Raw genomic sequence first — 22,980 nt, 5'->3', positions numbered from 1 at the left:
CCGAAAAGCGGCTTGACACCCCCCGTGTGAGCGGTAACCCGAGTGAGGGAGGGTTGTTCGACACGCAGAGTGAACAGCCTCCGGCACCGAACGGCGCAACCGATACCGAAGGCAAGGGAGCGACTACTGGTCGTGATCTTGCGCACGCCGCGTTGGAATCCGCGAAGGCCAAAGCGAAGGCCCGCGGAGTTGAACCGGGCATGCGTCGCGGCCGTATCACCGGAGGAGGAGCCGGTGCGAACACCCAAAGCCCGCGACGTCGTCGCTGGTCAGGACCGGGTGCCGACACTCGCGACCCGCAGCCGCTCGGCAGGCTCGCCTCACGGATCGCGGTCGATCGCGGCTGGAACACGCGGCTCGCCAACGGTCAGGTCTTCGGGCACTGGGCACGACTTGTGGGTGAAGAGGTCGCCGAGCACGCGCAGCCGGTGGCGCTGAAGGACGGCGAACTGACCGTCCGCGCCAGCTCGACGGCGTGGGCGACGCAGCTCCGGCTGCTCCAGGGACAGTTGCTGGCGAAGATCGCGGCCGGCGTCGGGCACGGCGTGGTGAAGCGGATGCGGATCCAGGGACCGACGGCGCCGAGCTGGAAGAAGGGGCCGAGGGTCGTCCCAGGACGTGGTCCGCGTGACACGTACGGATGACCCGAGTTGCGCTTCGCTGCGGCTATGCCGCCAGCGCCCCGAGAAGACGCCCAGGGTGCTTCGCGAACGTCAAGACTCTTCTTCGAACGAATTAGCGCGTCTGTGAGCAAATCAGGGGTGTCCTTGCCGCATGTCAGCGGACGCGGCCAAGTACACTGGCGACGAGCGAGCTTCCGCTCGGGGTAGACGAGGAGAATCAACGCCTGTGACCGAGAACAAGAGCGAGTACAACGCGTCATCGATCACGGTGCTCGAAGGCCTCGAAGCAGTCCGCAAGCGTCCCGGTATGTACATCGGTTCCACCGGAGAACGCGGCCTCCACCACCTCGTTCAAGAGGTGGTCGACAACTCCGTCGACGAGGCGATGGCAGGCCACGCCACCAAGGTCGAGGTTACCTTGCTGGCCGACGGCGGGGTGCGGGTCGTCGACGACGGCCGAGGCATCCCGGTCGACATGCACCCCAAGGAGAAGAAGCCGACCCTCGAGGTCGTGCTCACCGTGCTCCACGCGGGTGGCAAGTTCGACAGCGACTCCTACGCGGTGTCCGGTGGCCTGCACGGCGTCGGCGTCTCCGTGGTGAACGCGCTCTCGAAGACGCTGCTCGCCGAGGTCAAGTACGGCGGCCGCAGCTGGCGCCAGGAGTACACGGACCAGCTTCCCGGTGAACTGCAGGACCTCGGCCCGGCCTCGGAGACCGGAACCACGATCACCTTCTGGGCCGACGACGACATCTTCGAGACCACGACGTACAACTTCGAGACGATCTCCCGGCGTCTTCAGGAGATGGCCTTCCTCAACAAGGGCCTGACCCTTTCGCTGCGCGACGAGCGCGTCGCCGACGAAGAGACCGAGGTGGACGCCTCCGGCCAAGCGGCGCGGGTCAAGGAAAAGACCTACTGCTACCCGGGCGGGCTCGAGGACTTCGTCAAGCACATCAACGGCAGCAAGGACCCGATCCACTCCAGCGTGATCTCCTTCGAGGCCAAGGGCCCCGGCCTCGAGGTCGAGGTCGCCATGCAGTGGAACAACGGCTTCACGCCGTCGGTGTACACCTTCGCCAACACGATCAACACGCACGAGGGCGGCACGCACGAAGAGGGCTTCCGCGCCGCGCTCACCCGCGTCGTCAACGCGTACGCGCGCGAGAAGAAGCTCCTCAAGGAGAAGGACGCCAACCTGACCGGTGACGACGTGCGCGAGGGTCTCGCCGCGATCGTCTCGATCAAGCTGGCCGAGCCGCAGTTCGAGGGCCAGACCAAGACCAAGCTGGGCAACAGCGAGGCGAAGACGTTCGTTCAGCAGACGTCGAACGAGTGGCTGGCCGACTGGTTCGAGCGCAACCCCACCGAGTCGAAGACGATCATCAACAAGTCGATCTCGTCGTCGCAGGCGCGGATGGCCGCCCGCAAGGCGCGCGACCTGGTCCGCCGCAAGGGCGCGCTGGAGATCGGCGGGCTGCCCGGCAAGCTCAAGGACTGCCGGTCGACCAACCCTTCGGAATGCGAGCTCTACATCGTCGAGGGTGACTCGGCGGGCGGTTCGGCCAAGGAAGGCCGCGACTCGATGTACCAGGCGATCCTGCCGATCCGAGGCAAGATCATCAACGTCGAGAAGGCCCGTATCGACCGCGTCCTCAAGAACACCGAGGTCCAGTCGCTGATCACCGCGCTCGGCACCGGTATCCACGAAGAGTTCGACCTCGAGAAGCTGCGCTATCACAAGGTCGTGCTGATGGCCGACGCCGACGTCGACGGCCAGCACATCACCACGCTGCTGCTCACCTTCCTGTTCCGCTTCATGACCCCGCTGATCGAGCACGGACACGTGTTCCTCTCCCGGCCGCCGCTGTACAAGATCAAGTGGCCGCGGGCCGAGCCGGAGTACGCCTACTCCGACCGGGAACGCGACGCCGTCATCCAGGCCGGTGTCGAGAGGGGCAAGCGCCTTCCCAAGGACGACGCGATCCAGCGCTACAAGGGTCTCGGCGAGATGAACGCCGAAGAGCTGTGGGAGACCACGATGGACCCGGCGAACCGGCTGCTCGGCCAGGTCACCCTGGACGACGCCGCGCAGGCCGACGACCTGTTCTCCGTCCTGATGGGCGAGGACGTCGAGGCGCGCCGCTCCTTCATCACGCGTAACGCCAAGGATGTTCGCTTCCTCGACGTGTAGTCACGTCCCATTTCTCTGTCCCACCAGGACTGCTCTCACGAGAAGGACCTCATGACGGAAACCTTGCCGCCGGCTCCGGACCACGACCGGATCGAACCGGTCGACATCCAGCAGGAGATGCAGCGCTCCTACATCGACTACGCGATGAGCGTCATCGTGTCGCGGGCGCTGCCGGACGTGCGAGACGGCCTCAAGCCGGTGCACCGCCGCGTGCTGTACTCGATGTTCGACTCCGGCTTCCGCCCCGAACGCGGGTACAACAAGTGCTCCCGCGTCGTCGGCGACGTGATGGGCAACTACCACCCGCACGGTGACTCCGCGATCTACGACGCGCTGGTGCGGCTCGCCCAGCCGTGGGCGTTGCGGTACCCGCTGATCGACGGTCAGGGCAACTTCGGCTCGCCGGGCAACGACCCCGCGGCCGCCATGCGGTACACGGAATCCCGGCTCGCGCATCTCGCGATGCACATGCTGCAGGACATCGAAGAAGACACCGTCGACTTCTCCGACAACTACGACGGCCGCACCCAGGAGCCCGACGTCCTGCCGTCGCGGTTCCCGAACCTGCTGGTCAACGGCGGTTCCGGGATCGCGGTCGGGATGGCGACGAACATCCCGCCGCACAACCTGCGCGAGGTGGCCGACGGCGTCAAATGGGCGCTGGAGAACTTCGAGGCGACCGACGACGAACTGCTCGCCGCGCTGCTGGTCCGGATCAAGGGCCCGGACTTCCCGACGAAGGCGATGATCCTCGGCAACTCCGGGATCGAAGACGCGTACCGCACCGGCCGCGGCTCCGTGCGCATGCGCGCGGTCGTCGAGGTCGAAGAGGACGCCAAGGGCCGCACGATCCTGGTCGTGTCCGAGCTGCCGTACCAGGTCAACCCGGACAACCTGGTCGAGAACATCGCGAACCTCGTCCGCGACGGCAAGCTCACCGGTATCGCCGACATCGCCGACGAGTCCAACAGCCGCAGCGGTATGCGGATCGTCGTCACGATCAAGCGCGACGCGGTCGCGAAGGTCGTGCTGAACAACCTGTACAAGCACACCCAGCTGCAGCAGAACTTCGGTGTCAACATGCTGGCCCTGGTCGACGGCGTGCCCCGCACGCTGCGCCTGGACCAGATGATCCGGCACTACGTGAAGCACCAGATCGAGGTCATCGTCCGCCGGACCCGCTACCGGCTGCGGAAGGCCGAAGAGCGCGCCCACATCCTGCGCGGTCTGGTCAAGGCGCTGGACATGCTCGACGAGGTCATCGCCCTGATCCGGCGCTCGCCCTCGGCCGAAGAGGCCCGTCCCGCGCTGATGAGCCTGCTCGACGTCGACGAGATCCAGGCGACCGCGATCCTCGACATGCAGCTTCGGCGCCTCGCGGCGTTGGAGCGGCAGCGGATCATCGACACGCTGGCCGAGATCGAACTCGAGATCGCCGACCTCAAGGACATCCTCGAGAAGCCGGTGCGGCAGCGCACGATCATCGCCGAGGAACTGCAGGAGATCGTCGACAAGTACGGCGACGACCGGCGCACCAAGATCATCCCGTTCGACGGCGAGGTTTCGGTCGAAGACCTCATCGCCGTCGAAGACGTCGTCGTCACGATCACCCGCACGGGTTACGCCAAGCGAACGAAAACCGATCTGTACCGATCGCAGAAACGCGGCGGCAAGGGCGTCCAGGGCGCGACCCTGAAGCAGGACGACATCGTCCAGCACTTCTTCGTCTGCTCGACGCACGACTGGATCCTGTTCTTCACGAACAAGGGCCGCGTCTACCGCGCCAAGGCCTACGACCTGCCCGAGGCCAACCGCAACGCGCGCGGCCAGCACGTCGCGAACCTCCTCGCCTTCCAGCCGGACGAGAAGATCGCCCAGATCATCGAGATCCCGAACTACGAGATCTCGCCGTACCTGGTGCTCGCGACCCGGCGTGGCCTGGTGAAGAAGACCAAGCTCACCGACTTCGACTCCAACCGCGCCGGCGGCCTCATCGCCGTCAACCTCCGCGAAGGAGACGAACTGGTCGGGGCCGTGCTCGCCGCCGCCGAAGACGACCTGCTGCTGGTGTCCGCGGAAGGCCAGTCCATCCGCTTCCACGCCACCGACGAAGCCCTCCGCCCGATGGGACGCGCCACCTCCGGCGTCCTCGGCATGCGGTTCAACGACGGCGACGAACTGCTCGGCCTCAACGTCGTCCAGCCGGACAAGTTCCTCCTGGTCGCCACCGGCGGCGGCTACGCCAAGCGCACCCCCACCGACGACTATCCGGTCCAGGGCCGCGGCGGCAAGGGTGTGCTCACCATTCAGTACGACCGGAAACGTGGCAGGCTGGTGGGAGCGGTCATCGTCGACGCCGAAGACGAGCTTTACGCGATCACCTCCACCGGTGGGGTGATCCGGACTTCGGCCGGACAGGTGCGCAAGGCCGGCAGGCAGACGAAGGGAGTGCGACTGATGAATCTCGACGAAGGAACAACTCTTCTCGCGGTCGCACGCAACGCGGACGAGCCCTCAGACGTCGCCACTGCAGGTGCTGAAGGAGAAGAAGACACACCGGCGTCGGAGCAGTGAGCGACGTCCCACGTACTGGGTAAGGACTGACACCTCGTGACACCATCCGAGAAGCCCGAAGCAGGCGGCGCGCAGGCGGGTTCGTCGAGCCCACCCTGGCAACGCGACAGCGCCGGGGACGCCGACGGCGCCAGCGAGCAGACCGTCTCGGTGTCTTCGGTCGCCACCGAAGACGCGGCCTACTCGGACACAAAGCAGGATGCGACGGCCGCGACCGACTATCACGGCGTCAGCGGCACCGCCGCGAAGAGGCTGTTCGGCGATGGCGGAGAGGGCGACAAGCCCGCCTCCGCCATCCCGTCCGCCTCCCGCACCCGCGCCGCACCGACCGCGCTCCGCCGCCCCGGCCGCGGACCCCGTCGCGCCAGCCTGCAGATCAAACGCTTCGACCCCTGGTCGGTGCTGAAACTGTCCCTCGTCCTCGGCGTCGCACTCTTCTTCGTGTGGCTCGTCGCCGTCGGCGTCCTCTACACCGTCCTCGACGGCATGGGCGTCTGGGACAAACTCAACGGCACCTATTCATCGCTCGTCGGCGGCGAAGGCGCCGACGCACCGGCCGACCCGTTGATCAGCGCAGGCCGGGTCTTCGGGATCGCCGCCATCCTCGGCGCGATCAACATCGTGCTCATCTCGGCCCTCGCCACCGTCAGCGCGTTCATCTACAACGTGTCCGCTGACCTGGCCGGAGGCCTCGAAGTAACCCTTTCCGAACGAGAGTGAACCCGGTTGCAGGACGCCGCCAGGCGTCCTGTAATCTTTTCCTCGTTCGGGCCCATAGCTCAGGCGGTTAGAGCGCTTCGCTGATAACGAAGAGGTCCCAGGTTCAAGTCCTGGTGGGCCCACCCGATTGCCCGATCTGTGTTCGCGGAAAGCGCGAACCTGGATCGGGTGTTTTCGTTTTGGGGGTCGAACCCCCAAGCCCCCGCCAGGGAGGGCTCCGCCCCCTGGCCCCCCGGCGTTGGGTTGCGTGGACGTTGATGCGTCGTCGTTGGATGCGTCGTCGTTGGGTGCGTTGTTGTTGGGCGCGTAGGTGTTGTTGGGTGGTTCCACGTGGAACGTGGGCGCTCGTCCTTCGTTGCGGAGGGTGCAGTAGCATCGGTGGGTAAGCGGAGCAACTCGGCGGAGAAGAGGGGGCTTCTGATGAAGAAGCTGTTGGCACTCGCGGTCATCGCGGGCGGCGTGCTTTTCGTGATCAAGCGCAACAAGGCAGCCAAGGCTGAGGCCGACCTCTGGCGTGAGGCCACGGCCCCCACCGAGCGTCCGCTCGGATCCGTTTCCACGAACGGCAGCGCGCCGGCCAAGGCCGCGGACGCGTCCCGCAACAACTGAGCTTTCCGCAGGCGGTTATCCTGATCGCCTGCGACTCGGGGCTGTAGCTCAATTGGTAGAGCACCGCCTTTGCAAGGCGGGGGTCAGGGGTTCGATTCCCCTCAGCTCCACTCGATTCCCAAAGACGGTTCAGCTAAGAAAGCCCTGTTCGGCGATAACGCGAACAGGGCTTTCTTCGTAGTCTGCGGCCACCTTCTCTTCTACGTGACCCGCGTCACGAAGACGATGTACGCGAACACCGCTCCCAACCAAGTCAACGCTGCTTACATGGAAGTGGAATTCCGGACAGCGAGGTGGAATCATGGTCGATTTCGAAACCGACCTCGACGATCTCAGGGCGTCGAGCAAGGAACTGGCGAAGGCCGCGGACCTGGTCAGCGCCACCCAAAGCGGCGTGAGAGGGCAGGACGTGCCCGCTCCCGACCCGGTCACGGGCGGCCTCATGCCCGGCATTTTCGCGCCGGACACCGCGTTCGGGAAATCCTTGGGCATGCGTGGCGTTTCCGCGGCCTACGAGGAACACCGCGCGGCCGTCGAGAAGATGCTCGCGAAACTGCACGGCAGTACGCAGGACGCGAGCCGAGCGTTGGCGAGCGTCGCCGAACTGTACGAATCCGCCGACGAGGACAACAAACAGCGGATGAACCGCGCGGCGTACGGGGAACAGGGGTAGCGGCGAAGATGGACGGGTACTTCAACGCGCTGGACGCGGAAACCGCCGACGAAGGTGGGAACGGCGAACTCCTCGAGGGAATCACCGACGACCTCACCAGAGGGGCCGAAAAGGCGTTCGCGGCGATCGACCTCATGTTCCAGCCGATGTTCGGCATCGACGTGGACCTCAGCGGCGGGCGAAAGGAGCAGGTCCGCGACTTCTTCCTCGAATTTTCCGAGGCGGAGCTCAACGGATCCGAGAACAGCCTGCAACCCATGATCGAGGCCTACGAAAGTCTCTGGAACGCTTTCCAGGACACGAAGGCACCGCTCGACCGGTCTCTGGTCCTGCTGCTCAAGTGGCGCGGTGAAGGGGCCGAAGCCGCGAAGAGTTACATCCAGGGCCTGGTGAGCACCTATGCCAGGGTGGGCACCAAACTCACCGTGCTGGAAGCCGACATCGTTGCCGCGCGGGACGCCATCGCGACCGCACGGGGCGACCTGAGCGAACTTTCCGCGTCCTTCCTGACCGCCGCGGAAAAGTACCGGGACGACAAGGAACGGCAGGACGAATCCGCCTTGATGAAGGCGGTCGCGGCGACTTTCGCCGCCGCTGTCACGGCCTTGCTCATCGCGGCCGTGCCACCGGCCGGTGGTCTCACCGCGGCGGCGTTCTTCACCACCGCGAACGGAGTCCAGGTCGCCGGCGCCGCGGCCGGTGCCGGGCTCGCCACCGCCGCCACCGTGCAGGCCGACATCGTCGGGGACAGCCCCGAAAGCATCTACAACAGCTATCACGATGGCGTCGTCAGCATCAGGGAAGGGATGTTCCGCGCGACGGAGGCACTGATTTCGAAGATCAACGTCGAAATCAACAACCTGCCGATCATCCCCGAGCCGCCGGACGTCAGCCCGGGTGAAACCTTCGATCCGGGCAACTTCGAAACGGAGCAGACGGACAAGGGGACGGAAAAGCGGGTCCGGGACAAGAACGTCGACATCTCGAACGACGGCAAGATCGAGGAACCGCCGATGGAGCTGGCGCCACTCCCACTGGACTAAAGGAGTAAGCGTGGCTGACAAACCGGCGCCCAAGAAGCCGGCCCACGACCGGCAAGCGATGCTCGAGGCGCTGGCCACCCTGTCGGTGGACGCGTCCTCACCGGACGGCGCCGTCTCCGTTTCGGTCAACACCGACGGCGTGATGACCCGGCTCAGGATGGGTGAAGCCGCGTCGCGGATGTCGCCCGCCGAGATCGCGGACGCCGTCATGCGGACCTATCAGGAAGCGCAGCACGGATCCGCGAAGCGCAGCGCGGAGCTGATGGCGCCGATCGGCAACGCCGGCTACCTCACGGACAGGCTTCGCTGGCGGCTCGGGTTCACTCCTTCGTTCCAGCAGACCGGGGAAACCGTTTCGCCGGCTTCCCCGGTCTCGCGCCGGCCGCCGGTGGGCTCCGGGAACGCGGTGCTCAAGGACCGTTCGGGAGAACCGGCCGGGCCCGCCCAGGACGAGCGGTCCGGACCGGCGGAATCCGACGACGAGTACTACGACCAAGGCCTGCGGTACAGACCTTCCTGGTAGCGGGCCGCCTTCACCGAAAGTTACGCAGCCCTGAGTTTCGAGGCCAGCCAGGTGAAGGTCCATCGGTAGAAACTCTGCGCGGCGAGGCTGGTGTTGATCGAGTGGCCGCTGCCGCGCACGATCTTGTCGGCTCCGCAGTCACCGTTTCCGCAGACCAGCGTGTCGTGCTCGCCGAGTACGTACGCCGTCGGGACCTTCGGCGCCGATCGTTTCGCGGCATCGGGGCCCACGGAGCGGAGTTCGGCTGACGCCAAGGTGTCCTTCAGGGCTTCTTCGACGGGCATGATCGCCGGGTCGTACGTGCCCGGGTAGTGGAAGGCCTGCGCGCGAGCGCCCGGACGTGTCGTGAGGTAGCCGCGGGCCCACGGTTTCCCGGCGAACTTCGGGTCCAGCTCGGCGGGGTAGAACGGCGACGCCGCCTTGCCCTGCCCGCCGGGCCGGTCGCGGGGGATACCGCTGACGATCACGGCGTCGACGCCGCCTCGCTCGGCGGCCCGTTCCGCGACGAGCCCGCCCATGGAGTGTCCATTGAGGACGATCGTGCGGAACCGCGGCCGCAGCTGCCGGACGACCTGGTGGACGGCCTCTCCGCCGGCGGCGAAGTCGAGCTTTTCCGGATCCGGGCGGCTGCTGCGGCCGTAGCCGAGCCTGTCGAGGTTCAGGGTCGCGTAGCCCGCCCGCGTCGCACTGTCCACATAGGAGTATCGGCGTGCCTGGAACGGCCAGTCCCAGTACGCGCGGTCGTAGGTGCCGCCGTGCAGCAGTACCTGCAGCGGGGTGCGGGCGGTGAGCCTGCCGCGGACGCAGAGTTCGCCCGCGATCGCCTGCCGTTCACCGTTCACCTGGACCGAAAACCGCTGCTCGGCGCAGCGAGCCGGCCTCTCCGTGGCGATCGCCGTCGTCGTGCCCAGCAGGGAAAGGACCACGGCCAGCAAGGCCGCTTTCATAGTGATTTTCATGGGGAAAGCGTCGATCGCGGGCCGGGGTCGCGTCGTCGTGCCGCTGTGGAGATCGACGGCTACGTCAGGCGCGCACCATCCCGCTCTGATAGGCGAACACCACCAGTTGCGCGCGATCGCGGGCGTACACCTTGGCCATCGCGCGGCTGACGTGCGTTCGGACCGTCGCCGCGCTGATCACGAACTCGCGCGCGATCTCCTCGTTCGACATTCCCCGCGCGACCCGCTGGACGACCTCGTGCTCCCGTTCGGTGAACGCCGAATCGCCGGCCCGGGGCATCGGATGCGACGGGCGCGCGGTGAATTCCGCGATCAGCCGCCGCGTGACACTCGGCGAGAGGAGCGCGTCCCCGGCGGCGACCACCCGCACGGCTTCGAGGAGATCCGCGGGCCTGGTGTGTTTGAGCAGGAACCCGCTGGCGCCCGCGCGCAAGGCGTCGAAGACGTATTCGTCCAGGTCGAAGGTGGTCAGTATCAGGACGCGGACGCCGGACAGCCGTTCGTCGGCCACGATCCGGCGGGTCGCCTCGATCCCGTCGAGACCCGGCATGCGGATGTCCATCAGCACCACGTCCGGCACGGTCTCCGCGACCACGGCGACCGCCGCGTCGCCGTCGTCGGCCTCACCCACCACGGTGATTCCCGCTTCCATCCGCAGCAGCGCCGCGAACCCGGACCGGACGAGCACCTGGTCGTCGGCGAGCACCACCCTGATCACGGCCATCGCGCGCTCACCCGGAACCTTCCGTCCTCGCGGCGCGCGGTCAGCGTTCCGCCGGTCGCCTGGGCACGTTCACCCATCCCCATGATCCCGGCACCGGGGAGGTCCGGTCCAGGAGCGTTGACCTCGTTGACCACATCAAGCCGCAGGCCGTCTTCGCTCGCCTTCACCGTCACACCGGCGCTGGAAGCCCCGTGTTTCGCGGCGTTCGTGAGCGACTCCTGGACGATCCGGTACACCGCGCCGCCGACCGGCTGCCCGATACCGGGAGCGTCGAGTTCCAGCGTGACGTCCAGGCCCGCCTGGTTCGTCGAAGCGACCAGGTCGGGAAGATCCGCCAGCCCCGGTGCCGGCCGGAGCGGGGCGGAATCCCGCAGCAGCCGCACCATCGCGTTCAGCTCGTCCAAAATCGTGCCGCTCACCGTGCGGACGACCTCGAGCGCTTCCTTCGCGACCTCGGGATGTTCGTCGATCACGTGCCGGGCCATGCCCGACTGGACGTTGATGACGGCCATCGCATGGCCGACGCTGTCGTGCAGGTCCCGTGCGATCCGCAGCCGCTCGCCGAGGACGCGATCGCGGTCGGCCTGCTCCGCGGCCACTGCCCGCTCACGACGTCCTCGAACCGCGTCGGCCGCGAAGACAGCTACGCCCGCCCACCCGACGAAGACGAGATCGATGACGCCTGCCCCGCCGGTCACGAGGTTCGCGCCCACGACCATCGTCGCCATGCCGCCCGCGACGGCGTACGCGAGCCTTCGCGGGCGAAGGATCCCGAGAGCGGACAACGGCACAAGCCCGGCGAACAGCACCGGACCGTCGGGATAGCCGAACCCCAGGTAGAGCAGGAGCGCAAACGCTTCCGCCCCCGCCACCGTCGTCGGCCATCGCCGGACACCGGCGAGCGCGAGACCGGCGAGCGCGACGACGGCGAACCCGAACGCGTCGACCGGACGTTCCCCTTGATCAGGCTCGAGATTTGCCGTGCCGACGAGGAGCAACGCGCTCACCGCGAGGCAAGCGACGACGGCTCCGACTCTGATCAGCCACTTCACCGGCCCAGTCTGCCGAAGCGAGCCCATGGGCACGTCCACGTTTTGCGGATCCCGCGTACGTCAGATGTGCAGTAGCCGTTCGTCGAGCTTCGCCAGGTAGTCGCGGCCGAACTCGCCGTTCTCCAGGTCGCGCCACAGTACCGGCGGCAGATCCTGCGCCACCTCGGGTGAGCGCGACGCGGCGGCGAGCGCGATGGTCGCGGCGGTGTCGACGTCGCCGGTGAACGCGACGCAGGTGTGCAGCATCCGGGCGAGACCGCCGCCCTCGGCCAGCACCGTCAACGCCGCCCGCACGCTCATCCAGCCCTGCGGCCCGATCTTGCCCGGCCACGGCTGTGCCCAGCCGCCGTGCCCGACGTCTTCCGGCAGCACCGTGTCGATCCACCGGGCGACCTCGGCGAGCGGGCCGATCCGATGGTGGCAGTAGTGCACGGCGAGCGCCGCCGCCTGCGCCGCGGCGATCCCGGCTGGGGTGTCGTGCGTGACCTTGGCCTGCAGCTTCGCGTGGTAGAGGACGTCGTCGACGGTCGGCAGGACACCGATCGGCCCGGCGCGCATGGCCGCCCCGCTCTTGTCGCTCTGCGGCTGAAGCCGTCGCAGTAGTTCCTCGCCGTCGCGGACCTCGCTGAGCAGCTGATGGAACCGCGGCGCGTAGCCGTCGTGCGGATCGCGGTGATAGGCGCGGACGAACTGTTCGGCGATCAGCGGCGGCGTCCACCGGCGGCCGGAGATCAGCAGTTCGGCGATCGCGATCGTCATCTGGGTGTCGTCGGTGTAGCGGCCGGCGGGGACGCCGAGGGAGCCCGGATGCGGCACGTACCCCGACAGCGTGTTGTGTTCGGCGACGTAGCTCGGGTACGCGTGCTCGAAGGAGCCTCCGTACGCGTCACCGATGGCCAGTTCGACCAGCATCGGACTCCTTCAGGCGCTTAGACGGGCCGTCTCCGAAGGGAGTTTGCCGTAGGTCTCGCGGTAGAGACCGGAAAACCGGCCGAGATGCGTGAAGCCCCACCGCAGCGCGACGTCGGTGACGGTGCCTTCGGCGCGGCCCTGCGCGATCGCGACCAGGTCCTGGTGCACGTGATCGAGCCGGACGCGGCGGAGATACTCCAGCGGCGTCAGTCCCAGTTCGGTGCGGAACGCCAGTTGCAGCGCGCGCACGCTGATCCGCGCGGCCACCGCCAGGTCGCCGATCGACACCGCCTCGGCCGCGTGTTCCTGGCAGTAGGTCATCGCGCGCCGGAGCGCGGTCGACGCCGGCCGGGGCCGGTCCTGGGCGAGTTCGCCGGACAGCGAATGCGGCTGTGTGTCCAGCAGCCCGTGCAGCAGCAGCTTCTCGAAATGCGTGGCGGCCAGCGGCGATCGGTCGAACAGTCCGGAGGCCGCCGTTTCGCTGAACGTGTGGAGCAGCCTGATCCACTGGTCCATGCCCGACGTCTCGACGATCGCCGGGTCGAACTGCAGGGTCGACCTCGAAGCCTCGCCGAGCCGCTCGCTCATCGCGTCCGCCACCAGTTGCCTCCCGACGCGGAGCAGCAGGATGTCGGCGTGCTCGAAGCAGGCCCGGAACCGCGCGTCCGGACCGGTCAGGACATGCCTCGCCGGCACGGGATCGCGGCCGATCGCCATCCGGTTCCGGCCGGCGATGGTCACGACGACCGTGTACGCGTCGGGGGTCTCCTCGCCGTCGAGGACCACGTCCGAGTCCAGTGTCATCTCGTAGACCGAGAGCCCGTTCGGGTCGATTCCGGGAATGCGGAGGCCGCTGAGCTGGGAGATGTCGAAGAATCCGGTGGGCGCCGGGGTGTGCAGCTTGACCGTGTCCGGCGCGAGGAACGCCTGGAACGTGTTCTCGAGTTCGTCGAAATCGTCGCCGGTCGCCACCGTCGACGCGATCGTGGAGCCTTCTGAGAACCGCTTGCGCACCTGTCGATTATCCAGAATTCGGCCATTCAGGGCACCGAATAACAAAGTCGATCATGCTATCGGTCTCTGACGCCGGGCTGCGGAATGATGCCGGATGCCCATACCGTGGAGGCATGGCGACCGACAAGCTGCGCGCGTGGTGGGCATCTCGGCAAGGTCTGGACGGATCGCTGCGGGAGGCATCGGCAGCGGACGTCCTCGAGCGGACCGGCTGGATGCGCTCCGTCGGCGGATCGGCGCCGTACCTCGGGTTGTTCGCCAGAGCGCGCCTCGATCGCGAAACGGTCGACGCGGACGTCGCCCGGCTCGCCGTCCACGAACTGCCCGCGGCCCGCGGCTGCACCTACGTCCTGCCCGCGGCGGATTTCGAACTCGGCCTGACCGTCGGCGCCGGGGCACCGGCGGGTGAACTCGCGGCCGCGGAGAAATATCTCGGCGTCACGCAGGCCGAGATCGAGCAGTTGTGCGTCATCGTCGCCGATTTGCTCGAAGCGTCGGCCGAACCGCTCAGCCCGGCCGCGATCAAGGACGCCGCCGGTCCCGCCGTGCGCAATCTCGGTGAGGCAGGCCGAAAACGGGGCACCACCACGACTTTGCCGCTCGCGCTCGGCCTGCTCCAGGTCCGCGGCGACATCCGCCGTGTCCCGGTCAACGGACGGCTCGACCAGCAGCGCTACGGCTATGTCCGCTGGACGCCGTCCCCGCGCGGCGAACTGTCCGATATGGACACCGCGCAGACCGAACTGGCCCGGCGGTATTTCTCGTGGGCGGCACCGGCGTCGCTCAAGCATTTCCGCTGGTTCTCCGGGTTCACCGCGGCGGCGGCCAAGAAAGCGGTGGCACCACTGGAACTCGTGCCGCTCGACGGCTCGGATCTGCTGATGCCCAAGGACCTCGCGGACGAATTCGCCGCGTTCACCCCGCCGTCCGAACCGTCGTACGCGCTGCTCGCCGGGATCGACGGCATCCATCTGCTGCATCGCGAGATGACCCGGCTGCTCGACGACGCCGATGCCGGGCGTCCGGTGCCGGGCGGCCGGGCGGGCGAAACGCTGGGCGGGCAACCGGATCCGCCGAGCCACCTCATCGTCGATCGCGGCCGGTTCGCCGGACTGTGGGAGTTCGACACCGAAACGAACAAGATCGTCTACCGGGTCTTCGGCGAAACCGATGCCGCGCTTCGGAAAGAGGTCGCGGAGACCGAGGAGTTCGTCCGCGACCGGCTGGGCGACGCCCGGAGCTTCAGCCTGGATTCGCCGAAGAGCCGGGCGTCGCGGCTGGCCGATCTCAGGGCTTGAGCACACCGGCCTGGCAGGACAGCTTCGCGCGGTTCGGACCGGTGGGCCTGACTTCACCGCCGGTGTTCGGGAAGTTGTCCCGCCTGCCGCCGTCGGAATGCGCGAGGCAGAGCCGGCCATCGGGCAGCACGACCGGGCTGGTCGGGAACTCCAGCGGCCCGCCGTTCCGCAGTTTCGTCACCGGGTCGGCCGGGTTGCGGAGGAATTCGCGAACCCGCTCGCCGCGGGTGACCACGACTACGGCGTTCCGTTCGTTGACCGCCGTCCAGACGTTGCCCGCGCGGTCGAGGGCGATCCCGTCGGCCCCTTCGAGGTAGGGGTGCTGGACGAGGATGTTGTCCAGGCACAACGTGTTCAGCGCGAACGCGCTGTCGCAGCCGGCTCGGCCGGCCGGTTTGCCGTCGCGATCGAACGGCACCCGCCACAGCGCGCCACGAGCGGTGTCGGCGATCAGCAGCGAGCCGTCGGGAGTGAACGCGAGACCGTTCGCGACCAGATGCTGCGACCCTTCGAGGTTCGCCGCGGACCGGCCGTTCGGGCTGATGTTCACCGTCGCGGGCGGCGCGGAGCGGACGTCGCGGCCGAGCCCGCCGACGCCGTCGACCGCGTTGACGTCGCTGACCAGCGGCTGCACCCGGAACTGTTCGACCGGGACACCGTCGGTGCCCGCGCGCCAGACGCGGCCCTGGCCGGTGGTGCCGTCGGAGATCCAAAGCCCGCCGCGCCGGTCGAACGCCAGGCCGTTGGCGCCCGGGACCCCGCGCACGGAGACCGTGGCGGCAGGCGGGTTCGCCGCGTCCGGGACGAAGGAGACGACGGTGTCGGCGTTGGCGACGAACAGTCTGCCGGTGCGGTCGAACGCGAGGCCCGCGGGATTGCAGGGCGCCGGGATCGTGCCGACGACCTCGCCGGCCCCGCCCGCCGCGGGAACGCGGTAGACCGGGCAGGGCGTGCCACCTCGGGCGGGCGTATAGAGATTTCCCTTGTTGTCGCTGGTCAGGCCTTCGAGGCCGAGTTGAGCGGTGAAGACCGTCTTGAACTGCGCTGATGAGTTCTCGGCGGAAGAGAGTGCCTCGAACGAGGCGGAGCGATCGAGCGGGGTTCGGGCCTGTTCGCCGGCGGACGCGGCGCTGAGCAGGCCGACCGAAAAGGCGGCGGTGGTGAGCAGGACGAGGGTTCGGCGCATCGGGTGCCTCCGATTTGTCGGGCTTCCCTCGTACTGCTCACCACCGCGCAGCGTCAAGCTCCTGCTTCGTTTATCAGGATGTCGACAGCTTTGTCATTGCGAGCCGTCTGCTCCGGGATCACCGAAGCGGGCGGGTAGAAGCCGTCGATCCCGCCGTCCTTCGGGAACATCTCGAAGGTGTAGCTGAGGATCTTGTGCTTGCCCCACGCCCAGTCGTTGACGTCGCCGTCGGTGACGTACAGATCGCTGGACTGCTCCGGCGTGTAGCCGTTGGTGGCGGCCATCTTCTTGCCGACGTCGGCGAAGCGCTTCGCTTCCTCTTCGGTCAGGCCCTCGTCGGTGTCGTCCTTCGTGTAGCCGTACGGCCAGAGCACCAGTTCCGAGAAGGTGTGGAAGTCGATGTGCGTCTTGATCTGCTGCGCACCGCCGACCACGCGGGAGTTCATGAACTCCGCGACGGCCTTGGTCTCGGGCTCGGAGAACGCCGACGGACCGTGGTAGTCCTCGGCGGACGGGCTGTTGCTCGACCCGCCGCAGCAGTTCCACTTGTAGTCCCAGTTGCGGTTCGGGTCGGTGCCGATCGCGCTGCTGCCCGGCACGGGCTTCCGCGTCTTGCGCCAGCCCTGGTAGTCCCCGCCGGAGATGTCGTACTCGGAACCGTCCGGGTTGACGTTCGGGATCACGTAGATCTCGTTCTCGTCCACCAGCTTCTTGACCGCCGGGTCACTGGCGTAGCCGCTGGTGAACCGCTGCACGATCCGCAGGCACATCTCGGTGGTGAGGTGTTCGCGCGCGTGCTGGTTGCAGGTGAACAGGACCTCGGGCTCGTTCTCGTCCGAGCCCGCGTTGTCGCTGATCTTCAGCAGGTTCAGCTCGCGGCCCTCATAGGACTTGCCGACGCTGGAAAGGGTCGCGATGTCACCGTGGTCCTTCGCGGCTTTCTGCAGCTCAGCGCTCGTTTCGGCGTAGGTGTGGTACGCCTCGTCGCCCGGCGGGAAGTCACCGGCGACGGCCGCGGTACCGACCCGGTCGCTGCGTTCCTTGAGCATGCGGTCGAAGTCGCCGAGCGGTTTGAGGGCGAACCCGTTCGTACGCAGGCTCGCGGCCTGCTCGGGCGTGGCGACGACGGTCAGCGCGCCACCGCGCGAGCCCGCGACGTCGACACCGGTGCGGGCGACCGCCGTGCGTTTGGCGGCGTCGTTCGCGCCCTCCACCGAATACAGCCCTCTCGCCGGGTCGCCGGTCTGGGCGTTCGCGACAGGCGTCGTGACGGCCAGCAGGGCGAGCCCTGTGGCGGCCAAGGCGCCCCAAATGCGACGGCGTGTGGACATTTCGCCTCCGAAACGATGGGGGACAAGGTGCCGTTCACCGTCGCCGAAGTGAATCGTCCACGACAACCCGACGATCGTCGTTCCCAGTTACCGTTTACGGCCAGAGCAGTTCTTTGCGCCAGGTCTCGCCGTCGCGCCGGTAGCGCAGACGACGGTGCCGCCGATCGTGGCTGGCCTGCCAGAACTCCACTTCGGACGGCGTCACCAGATAGCGCGTCCAGGTTTCCGGTGCCACGCCGGGATTCCGCTCGACCCACTGGCGCGCTTCCTCGGCCGCACCGTCGAGATCGGCCGGATCTTCGAGCACCTGGGACTGCCTGCCGATGAACGCCTCCACCTGGGACGCCGGCGGGCGCGCGGTGAAATCGGCGGCGGAGACCTCGGGTTCGGCCGGCGAGACCGGGCCGCGCAACCGGATCTGACGGCCGCGTCCGGGCCAGAAGAAGGTCAGCGCGGCGTGCGGATTCTTCGCCAGCTGAACGCCTTTCGGGCTTTCGGAACTCGTCGCCACCGCCCAGGTGTCACCCTCGACGTCCTTGAGGATCACGACCCGCGCGTCCGGCACCCCATCGGCGTCCACTGTGGACAGAGTGACGGCGTGCGGCGCCAAGACGTGTTCGCCCGCCTCGTTGAGCCATTCCAGGAACAGCTCGCGGGGAGTCTCCGGTGCGGTCGCGGGGTCGAACTCCGGCAGTTCCTCCGGGAACGACGGCCAGCCGCGGAGCGTGCGGTTCATCGGTCAGTACCCAGGGGGACGTTGACCGTGCTGCGGATAGCCCGGCGCGGGCGGCGGATAGTGCGGCGGATGCTGGCCCGGCGGCGGACCCTGCGCGGGCGGCGGGCCGACCGGCGGATACTGCTGCGGCGGCTGCTGCGGCTGCCAGCCCGGAGGCGGCTGCTGAGCGGGCGGCGGACCCGGCGGCAGGGGCGGCGGCTGGCCTTGCGCCTGTTGCCACTGCACTTGCTGATAGACCTCGGCGGGCTGCGGGAAACAGAACGTCAGCTTCGCGTTGACGGAGCCCTGCACCGCCGCGCCCCAGATCTTCCCGCCGACGAACGCGTACATCTGCGCCGCGGAGACGTCCACGGCCACCATGCGCGTCTCGCCGCCGAACTGGTTGCCGGACTTCGCCGACGCGGCCTGCGCGGCGTCCGGATACACGCGGTCACCGATCAGGCCCGCGATGACCACCGAAGCGGCCGTCCAGCCGACAGTGCCCATCACGTTCGCGCGCGCGTGCTGCGTCGCCAGGCCGGTGAAGTCGTACAACGCGGCCGCGGTGATCTCCGGGATCGCCGCGGCGACCACGCAGTAGTTCATCGTCGACATCATCACGGATTCGGTGAACAGACCCACCACGGCCTGACTCGGGCCGATCTGGACCGTGTTCAGCCGGCCACCGCTGCGCTGGATGCGTTCTGCCACCGCACCCAGGTACTGCTCCTTGCTGAGCACTGATGCCTCCTGAAGACCGTCACGCACCGCCATCGTCGCATGAACAGGGCGGATGGTCGCGGCGGCGCGGTGATCCGATCTGCTTCACTGGACACCACCATGCGACGTCTTCTGATCTTGCCGCTCGTCGTGCCGTTCCTGGCGGCCTGCGGGCCGACGGAGCAGCCGCCGCCCGCGGCGAGCCCGCCCGCGCCGTCGAGTACTCCGGCGCCTCAGGTCCCGCCCGCGCCCGAACCCACCGGCAAAGGCCCCTGCCCGTATCTCGGCACCGAGTTCATCTCGGATGCCAACGGGCAGAAGGTCTCCAAGGTCAAGACGTCGGCCGACCAGCCGCATCCGGCCTGCTTCTTCTACGCGCTCAGCGGGAAACTGCAGCTCACGGTGCGCGTGTACATCGGAGAACCCGCCGTCGCCAAGGCTTTGGTGGATCAAGCGGCACCCATCGACACGTCCAATCCGGCCGACGAACCGACCGGCTGGAAGGGCGGCTACCAGCCGTCAGGAGACGGCGCCGTTTACGCCGTCTCGAAGGGCGGGAACGCGGTTGTCGTGACCACCAACCAGAAGCAGAGCATCAAAGCACGTACGGTGGCGAAGGAGGCTATCGGTGAGCTGCAGCTCTAGGTAGTGGTATCCACACGTCAGAGTGAAGTTGATCTTGTACTACCCTGTGCCGCACGCGCGACGGTTCGCGGGACCCAGCGCAACGCCAGATCCGGCGGAGGCCGCCTTGCGGTGTGGCTCGGCGGCACACAAGATCGTTTTCTCCCCATAGGACAAAGGACAAGTTTCGTGGCTGACACCCTCAAGGAAATCTTGCTCGACTCCGGCCGTCGCCCGGCCGTCGTGAGCGACTTCGAAGGTCTCGTCGACGCCGAGGTCTCGGACAAGGGCGGCGTTTCGGGTGCCGTCGTGAAGACCGGCTTCGCGGCCGTCAAGAAGATCAAGCCGGGCATCATCCCCTCCGCCGTCGACGCCCTGCTCGACGACTTCACCGGTGCCCTCGAGCCGTTCTACGGTGACTACAAGGCCAAGGGTGGCAACGACTTCGGCGCCTACCTGGTCACCCGCGGCGACGAGGCCTCGGACGCGCTCCTGTCGGTCACCGACGCGCGCGCCGACAAGAGCAGCCGCGACAGCATCAAGAAGGTCTACGGCAAGCTGCGCCCCAACGGCAAGAAGAACGTCGAGGAGGCCCTTCCCCGCCTCGGCCAGCTGATCGACAAGCACGCTGCTGTTTAATCGCGCGCTGACGTAAACGCGCCGAAGGGGCGCCCGTTCGCTGTCAACGTCACGTTGGGAGTGGAGGGCGCCCCTTCATCGCGTTTACGGGGGCCTTCGGCCCAAGAGAGGGCGCGCGACTGGTGAAGTCTCGCCGTCGCGCTGGCGCGCTTCCGGCGAGACAGTCCGCCGGTCCCTTTGCCGGGCACGTTGGGTGTCGGCAAGGACGTGAAGGAAATGCGCGTGAGGGCCACCCTCAGGGACTCAGAGTCCCTGAGGGTGGCCCTCACGCGCATTGGCCCGGTGTGGACGTGAGAGGGCCGCCCAGGGACCGTGGTGGTCCTGGGCGGCCCTATCGCGACAAGCAGAAGAGAGTGAGGCGTCAGTTCTTCTTGTCGGCGGAGCTGGTGCTCGAAGCCTGGTGCCCGTTCTTCGGGGCGCCGGGCTTCGGTGCCCCGGGCTTCGCCGGACCCGAATCCCCAGCCGAACCGGAAGCCGACGGCCCGAAAGCGGCAGGCTTCGCGGGAGCGGGCTTCGGAGCGGCGGCGGCCGGAGCAGCGGGCTTGGCGGGCGGAGCAGGCGGAGCCTTCGGCGGAGCAGGTGCGACCGGCGGCTCCTGCTTGGAGCGCAGCGCGTAGGCGGCACCGGCGCCGACCACCGCGATGCCGATGACCCACGGCCAGCGACGACGCTTGCGCGTCCCCTTGGCAGCGGACTTCGCCTCGACGAGCGCGGCGCGGAAGTCCTTCTTCGCGGCCTTGAAGTCCTTCTTTCCGCGACGCTTGGACTCGCCGGCGGACTTGGCGGCCAGGATGGCCGCCTTGCGGGCCTTGCGGCCCGGCTTGCGCAGCTCGGACAGCCTGGCCAGGGCTTCCTTGCGAGCCGACTTGGAGCTGCGCTTGAGCTCCTTGCGGGTCAGTTCCGTCTTCTTCGCGAGCTTCTTGCGCGCGCGACGGCTGGTCTTAGCGAACTCACCGGCGCTTTCGGCGAGCTTCTGCTCGGCGGCTTCGACGGCGTGGGCGGCGTCCTTACCCGCCTCCACTGCACGTTTACGCAGGCCGAGCGTGCCGGACTTGGCCGACTCGCTCACCGGATCTGCGGCCCGGGTCATGGCCTTCACCTCATCAATCGTTTTGATTCTGCTTCGTTGCTTGTAACCTATCGTGCCCCTTTTTCCTAGATCGTGCCGCAGATGGCACGATGAAGCTCGTGACTGAAAGCAAGGGATCCCTCATTGGTGGCAAGTTGCAGGCCACTCTGCACACCAACCAGGGCGACATCCACCTGAACCTGTTCCCCGACCACGCGCCGAAAACTGTCGCGAACTTCGTCGGGCTCGCCGAGGGCGGCAAGGAGTACACCCAGCCCAACGCGCAGGGCACGAACTCGGGCCCGTTCTACGACGGGTCGATCTTCCACCGCGTCATCGACGGCTTCATGCTGCAGGGCGGCGACCCGACCGGCACCGGCCGCGGTGGCCCCGGCTACAAGTTCGGCGACGAGTTCCACCCGGAGCTCCAGTTCTCCAAGCCGTACCTGCTGGCCATGGCCAACGCAGGACCCGGCACCAACGGATCGCAGTTCTTCATCACCGTCGCGCCGACGACGCACCTGAACTTCAAGCACACGATCTTCGGTGAGGTCGCGGACCAGGCCTCCCGCGACGTCGTCGACGCCATCGGCCGCACGGCGACGGGACCGGCCGACAAGCCGCTCGCGGACGTCGTCATCGAGAAGGTCAGCATCAACCGCGAAGGCTGACATAGCCGACCGCGCAGCCTGTTACGGGGGATTTCGGTAGGTTGGTGGCATCGTGAGCCAACCACCGAATCCCCAGTACCAGCAGGCCGCGCTGCCCGGCTGCTGGTGGCACCCGAACCGGCCGACCGGCCTGAGCTGCACGCGGTGCGAGCGTCCGGCCTGCCCGGATTGTCTCCGCGAGGCGTCCGTGGGCTTCCAATGCACCGACTGCGTGCAGTCGGGCCGCACCCAGGACCGCGTCCAGCAGAAGCAGTACCGCGACGCCGGCTACGGCGCGCGCACCATCGCCGGCGCCCAGCCGCCTCGGACGGCTGTCGTGACGCCGATCCTCCTGGCGCTCAACGTCGTCATCTTCTTCATCACGGTCGCCCAGGCCGGCAGCGTGTCCGACAACAACTTCTCGAGCGTGTTCCAGTACGGCGAGCTGTGGAACCCGGCCACGCTGGCGGGCAACGAGTGGTGGCGGGTCATCACCTCGGGGTTCCTGCAGTTCGGGCTGCTGCACATCGCCAGCAACGCGTTCTCCCTGTGGTTCGTCGGGCGTCCGCTGGAGACCCTTCTGGGCCGGGTCCCGTTCATCACGCTCTACTTCGTCTCCATGCTCGGCGGCTCGGCCGCGAACCTGGTCTTCACCGGCCTCGACGCCGTCCCTGTGGTCGGCGCGTCCGGCGCCATCTTCGGGCTCATCGGCTGCTACACGGTCGTCGTCGTCAAGCTCAGGCTCAATCCGACCTGGCTGCTCGTCATCCTGGCGCTGAACGTCTACATCACGTTCCAGGTGCCGGGAATCTCGATCCTCGGGCACGCCGGCGGGTTCGTCGCGGGCCTTCTGGCCACCGTGGCGCTGCTGTACGCACCGGACAAGAACCGGCTCAAGTGGCAGCTCGGCGGCATCGCCATCGTGGTCGTGGCGATGATCGGGCTCGTCGTCTGGAAGGACGCGCAGACGATTTCCGCGACCTGTGAACTCGCCACCAGCCGCGGCATGCCTTCCTACGTCTGCTACCCGGAGTAGCTCCGGTTCCCCCAAGTGGGCTATGCCGTTACCCGGTGGAGAAGTAACGTGACCGGGTATCTCTCCGTTGACCATCAACATCGTCAACGTGG

23 protein-coding genes and 2 tRNA genes are annotated in these 22,980 nt (G+C 67.6%); 15 read left to right on the top strand and 10 right to left on the bottom strand.

From position 1 onward, the window contains the following. The first annotated feature begins 152 nt into the window (after positions 1-152). From ACLJRL_RS38170 to ACLJRL_RS38125, 10 genes are all read left to right on the top strand, one after another. On the top strand, positions 153-644 hold the full coding sequence (locus ACLJRL_RS38170) for a DciA family protein (protein ID WP_410661265.1): 492 nt from the start codon (positions 153-155) through the stop codon (positions 642-644). Between the two features lie 205 nt (positions 645-849). Further along, positions 850-2,817: a DNA topoisomerase (ATP-hydrolyzing) subunit B gene (gene gyrB, locus ACLJRL_RS38165; protein WP_410661264.1), complete on the top strand. Its 1,968-nt coding sequence runs from the start codon at positions 850-852 to the stop codon at positions 2,815-2,817. Positions 2,818-2,868: 51 nt separating this feature from the next. Beyond that, positions 2,869-5,391 carry a DNA gyrase subunit A gene (gene gyrA, locus ACLJRL_RS38160; RefSeq protein ID WP_410661263.1) on the top strand — a complete coding sequence of 841 codons (2,523 nt, stop codon included), beginning with the start codon at positions 2,869-2,871 and terminating at the stop codon, positions 5,389-5,391. A 36-nt stretch (positions 5,392-5,427) separates the two neighbouring features. Then, on the top strand, positions 5,428-6,111 hold the full coding sequence (locus ACLJRL_RS38155; protein ID WP_410661262.1) for a DUF3566 domain-containing protein: 684 nt from the start codon (positions 5,428-5,430) through the stop codon (positions 6,109-6,111). 48 nt (positions 6,112-6,159) lie between these two features. Continuing rightward, a tRNA-Ile gene (locus ACLJRL_RS38150) sits at positions 6,160-6,233 on the top strand. Positions 6,234-6,531: 298 nt separating this feature from the next. Then, positions 6,532-6,720 (top strand): DLW-39 family protein, encoded by a 189-nt coding sequence (locus tag ACLJRL_RS38145; protein ID WP_061981622.1) that lies wholly within the window; start codon positions 6,532-6,534, stop codon positions 6,718-6,720. Positions 6,721-6,757: 37 nt separating this feature from the next. Continuing rightward, positions 6,758-6,830: transfer RNA gene (locus ACLJRL_RS38140), tRNA-Ala, on the top strand. 191 nt (positions 6,831-7,021) lie between these two features. Further along, complete coding sequence (locus ACLJRL_RS38135; RefSeq protein ID WP_410661261.1) at positions 7,022-7,393, top strand: hypothetical protein; 372 nt, start codon at positions 7,022-7,024, stop codon at positions 7,391-7,393. Between the two features lie 8 nt (positions 7,394-7,401). Beyond that, complete coding sequence (locus ACLJRL_RS38130; protein ID WP_410661260.1) at positions 7,402-8,436, top strand: hypothetical protein; 1,035 nt, start codon at positions 7,402-7,404, stop codon at positions 8,434-8,436. A 10-nt stretch (positions 8,437-8,446) separates the two neighbouring features. Next, the gene (locus ACLJRL_RS38125; RefSeq protein ID WP_410661259.1) at positions 8,447-8,959 is read left to right on the top strand and encodes a YbaB/EbfC family nucleoid-associated protein; all 513 of its coding nucleotides are present in this window, start codon (positions 8,447-8,449) and stop codon (positions 8,957-8,959) included. Positions 8,960-8,979: 20 nt separating this feature from the next. Here the strand turns inward: ACLJRL_RS38125 and ACLJRL_RS38120 are convergent, their stop codons facing one another. The 5 genes from ACLJRL_RS38120 to ACLJRL_RS38100 form a co-directional block, all read right to left on the bottom strand. After that, positions 8,980-9,918, bottom strand: a complete 939-nt coding sequence (locus ACLJRL_RS38120; protein WP_410661258.1) for an alpha/beta hydrolase — start codon at positions 9,916-9,918, stop codon at positions 8,980-8,982. Positions 9,919-9,982: 64 nt separating this feature from the next. Further along, positions 9,983-10,642 (bottom strand): response regulator, encoded by a 660-nt coding sequence (locus ACLJRL_RS38115; protein ID WP_410661257.1) that lies wholly within the window; start codon positions 10,640-10,642, stop codon positions 9,983-9,985. After that, a complete protein-coding gene (locus tag ACLJRL_RS38110; protein ID WP_410661256.1) occupies positions 10,633-11,694 on the bottom strand; it encodes a histidine kinase in 1,062 nt (353 codons plus the stop codon). Before ACLJRL_RS38110 ends, ACLJRL_RS38115 begins: the two co-directional genes overlap by 10 nt. Positions 11,695-11,754: 60 nt before the next feature. After that, positions 11,755-12,606, bottom strand: a complete 852-nt coding sequence (locus tag ACLJRL_RS38105) for an ADP-ribosylglycohydrolase family protein (protein ID WP_410661255.1) — start codon at positions 12,604-12,606, stop codon at positions 11,755-11,757. Positions 12,607-12,615: 9 nt separating this feature from the next. Further along, complete coding sequence (locus ACLJRL_RS38100; protein ID WP_410661254.1) at positions 12,616-13,620, bottom strand: AraC family transcriptional regulator; 1,005 nt, start codon at positions 13,618-13,620, stop codon at positions 12,616-12,618. 113 nt (positions 13,621-13,733) lie between these two features. On the opposite strand from ACLJRL_RS38100, the gene ACLJRL_RS38095 reads away from it, so the two are divergent. Next, complete coding sequence (locus tag ACLJRL_RS38095) at positions 13,734-14,918, top strand: DNA glycosylase AlkZ-like family protein (protein ID WP_410661253.1); 1,185 nt, start codon at positions 13,734-13,736, stop codon at positions 14,916-14,918. On the opposite strand, the gene ACLJRL_RS38090 is transcribed toward ACLJRL_RS38095, so the two are convergent. From ACLJRL_RS38090 to ACLJRL_RS38075, 4 genes are all read right to left on the bottom strand, one after another. Next, positions 14,908-16,104, bottom strand: a complete 1,197-nt coding sequence (locus ACLJRL_RS38090) for an SMP-30/gluconolactonase/LRE family protein (protein ID WP_410661252.1) — start codon at positions 16,102-16,104, stop codon at positions 14,908-14,910. The genes ACLJRL_RS38095 and ACLJRL_RS38090 overlap by 11 nt on opposite strands. Positions 16,105-16,157: 53 nt before the next feature. Next, positions 16,158-17,435, bottom strand: a complete 1,278-nt coding sequence (locus ACLJRL_RS38085) for a M14 family metallopeptidase (RefSeq protein ID WP_410661251.1) — start codon at positions 17,433-17,435, stop codon at positions 16,158-16,160. Positions 17,436-17,529: 94 nt separating this feature from the next. Beyond that, complete coding sequence (locus ACLJRL_RS38080; protein WP_410661250.1) at positions 17,530-18,171, bottom strand: pyridoxal 5'-phosphate synthase; 642 nt, start codon at positions 18,169-18,171, stop codon at positions 17,530-17,532. Positions 18,172-18,174: 3 nt separating this feature from the next. Further along, on the bottom strand, positions 18,175-18,891 hold the full coding sequence (locus ACLJRL_RS38075; RefSeq protein ID WP_410661249.1) for a hypothetical protein: 717 nt from the start codon (positions 18,889-18,891) through the stop codon (positions 18,175-18,177). A gap of 99 nt (positions 18,892-18,990) precedes the next feature. Here ACLJRL_RS38075 and ACLJRL_RS38070 point away from each other — a divergent pair, with 99 nt between their 5' ends. Both ACLJRL_RS38070 and ACLJRL_RS38065 read left to right on the top strand, forming a co-directional pair. Then, positions 18,991-19,515 (top strand): DUF2020 domain-containing protein, encoded by a 525-nt coding sequence (locus ACLJRL_RS38070; protein WP_410661248.1) that lies wholly within the window; start codon positions 18,991-18,993, stop codon positions 19,513-19,515. A gap of 168 nt (positions 19,516-19,683) precedes the next feature. Continuing rightward, on the top strand, positions 19,684-20,133 hold the full coding sequence (locus tag ACLJRL_RS38065; protein ID WP_410661247.1) for a DUF6918 family protein: 450 nt from the start codon (positions 19,684-19,686) through the stop codon (positions 20,131-20,133). 361 nt (positions 20,134-20,494) lie between these two features. On the opposite strand, the gene ACLJRL_RS38060 is transcribed toward ACLJRL_RS38065, so the two are convergent. Further along, the gene (locus tag ACLJRL_RS38060) at positions 20,495-21,223 is read right to left on the bottom strand and encodes a hypothetical protein (protein WP_410661246.1); all 729 of its coding nucleotides are present in this window, start codon (positions 21,221-21,223) and stop codon (positions 20,495-20,497) included. 89 nt (positions 21,224-21,312) lie between these two features. On the opposite strand from ACLJRL_RS38060, the gene ACLJRL_RS38055 reads away from it, so the two are divergent. Beyond that, a complete protein-coding gene (locus tag ACLJRL_RS38055) occupies positions 21,313-21,873 on the top strand; it encodes a peptidylprolyl isomerase (protein WP_410661245.1) in 561 nt (186 codons plus the stop codon). Between the two features lie 52 nt (positions 21,874-21,925). Then, entirely contained in the window at positions 21,926-22,888 is a 963-nt protein-coding gene (locus tag ACLJRL_RS38050; protein WP_410661244.1) for a rhomboid family intramembrane serine protease, read from the top strand. The last annotated feature ends 92 nt before the right edge of the window (positions 22,889-22,980 follow it).

The organism is Amycolatopsis sp. lyj-112 (genome assembly GCF_046549055.1).
Classification (GTDB): domain Bacteria; phylum Actinomycetota; class Actinomycetes; order Mycobacteriales; family Pseudonocardiaceae; genus Amycolatopsis.
This window is presented reverse-complemented; position numbering and strand designations above follow the sequence as displayed.

What these genes read in the sequence shown, in the direction of transcription:
- ACLJRL_RS38090 (WP_410661252.1), bottom strand. Translation starts at nt 16,104, where the DNA reads ATGCGCCGAACCCTCGTCCTGCTCACCACCGCCGCCTTTTCGGTCGGC.
- ACLJRL_RS38070 (WP_410661248.1), top strand. Translation starts at nt 18,991, where the DNA reads ATGCGACGTCTTCTGATCTTGCCGCTCGTCGTGCCGTTCCTGGCGGCC.
- ACLJRL_RS38080 (WP_410661250.1), bottom strand. Translation starts at nt 18,171, where the DNA reads ATGAACCGCACGCTCCGCGGCTGGCCGTCGTTCCCGGAGGAACTGCCG.
- gyrA (WP_410661263.1), top strand. Translation starts at nt 2,869, where the DNA reads ATGACGGAAACCTTGCCGCCGGCTCCGGACCACGACCGGATCGAACCG.
- ACLJRL_RS38085 (WP_410661251.1), bottom strand. Translation starts at nt 17,435, where the DNA reads ATGTCCACACGCCGTCGCATTTGGGGCGCCTTGGCCGCCACAGGGCTC.
- ACLJRL_RS38130 (WP_410661260.1), top strand. Translation starts at nt 7,402, where the DNA reads ATGGACGGGTACTTCAACGCGCTGGACGCGGAAACCGCCGACGAAGGT.
- ACLJRL_RS38095 (WP_410661253.1), top strand. Translation starts at nt 13,734, where the DNA reads ATGGCGACCGACAAGCTGCGCGCGTGGTGGGCATCTCGGCAAGGTCTG.
- ACLJRL_RS38120 (WP_410661258.1), bottom strand. Translation starts at nt 9,918, where the DNA reads ATGAAAATCACTATGAAAGCGGCCTTGCTGGCCGTGGTCCTTTCCCTG.
- ACLJRL_RS38115 (WP_410661257.1), bottom strand. Translation starts at nt 10,642, where the DNA reads ATGGCCGTGATCAGGGTGGTGCTCGCCGACGACCAGGTGCTCGTCCGG.
- ACLJRL_RS38055 (WP_410661245.1), top strand. Translation starts at nt 21,313, where the DNA reads ATGAAGCTCGTGACTGAAAGCAAGGGATCCCTCATTGGTGGCAAGTTG.
- ACLJRL_RS38060 (WP_410661246.1), bottom strand. Translation starts at nt 21,223, where the DNA reads ATGACCCGGGCCGCAGATCCGGTGAGCGAGTCGGCCAAGTCCGGCACG.
- ACLJRL_RS38145 (WP_061981622.1), top strand. Translation starts at nt 6,532, where the DNA reads ATGAAGAAGCTGTTGGCACTCGCGGTCATCGCGGGCGGCGTGCTTTTC.
- ACLJRL_RS38135 (WP_410661261.1), top strand. Translation starts at nt 7,022, where the DNA reads ATGGTCGATTTCGAAACCGACCTCGACGATCTCAGGGCGTCGAGCAAG.
- ACLJRL_RS38105 (WP_410661255.1), bottom strand. Translation starts at nt 12,606, where the DNA reads ATGCTGGTCGAACTGGCCATCGGTGACGCGTACGGAGGCTCCTTCGAG.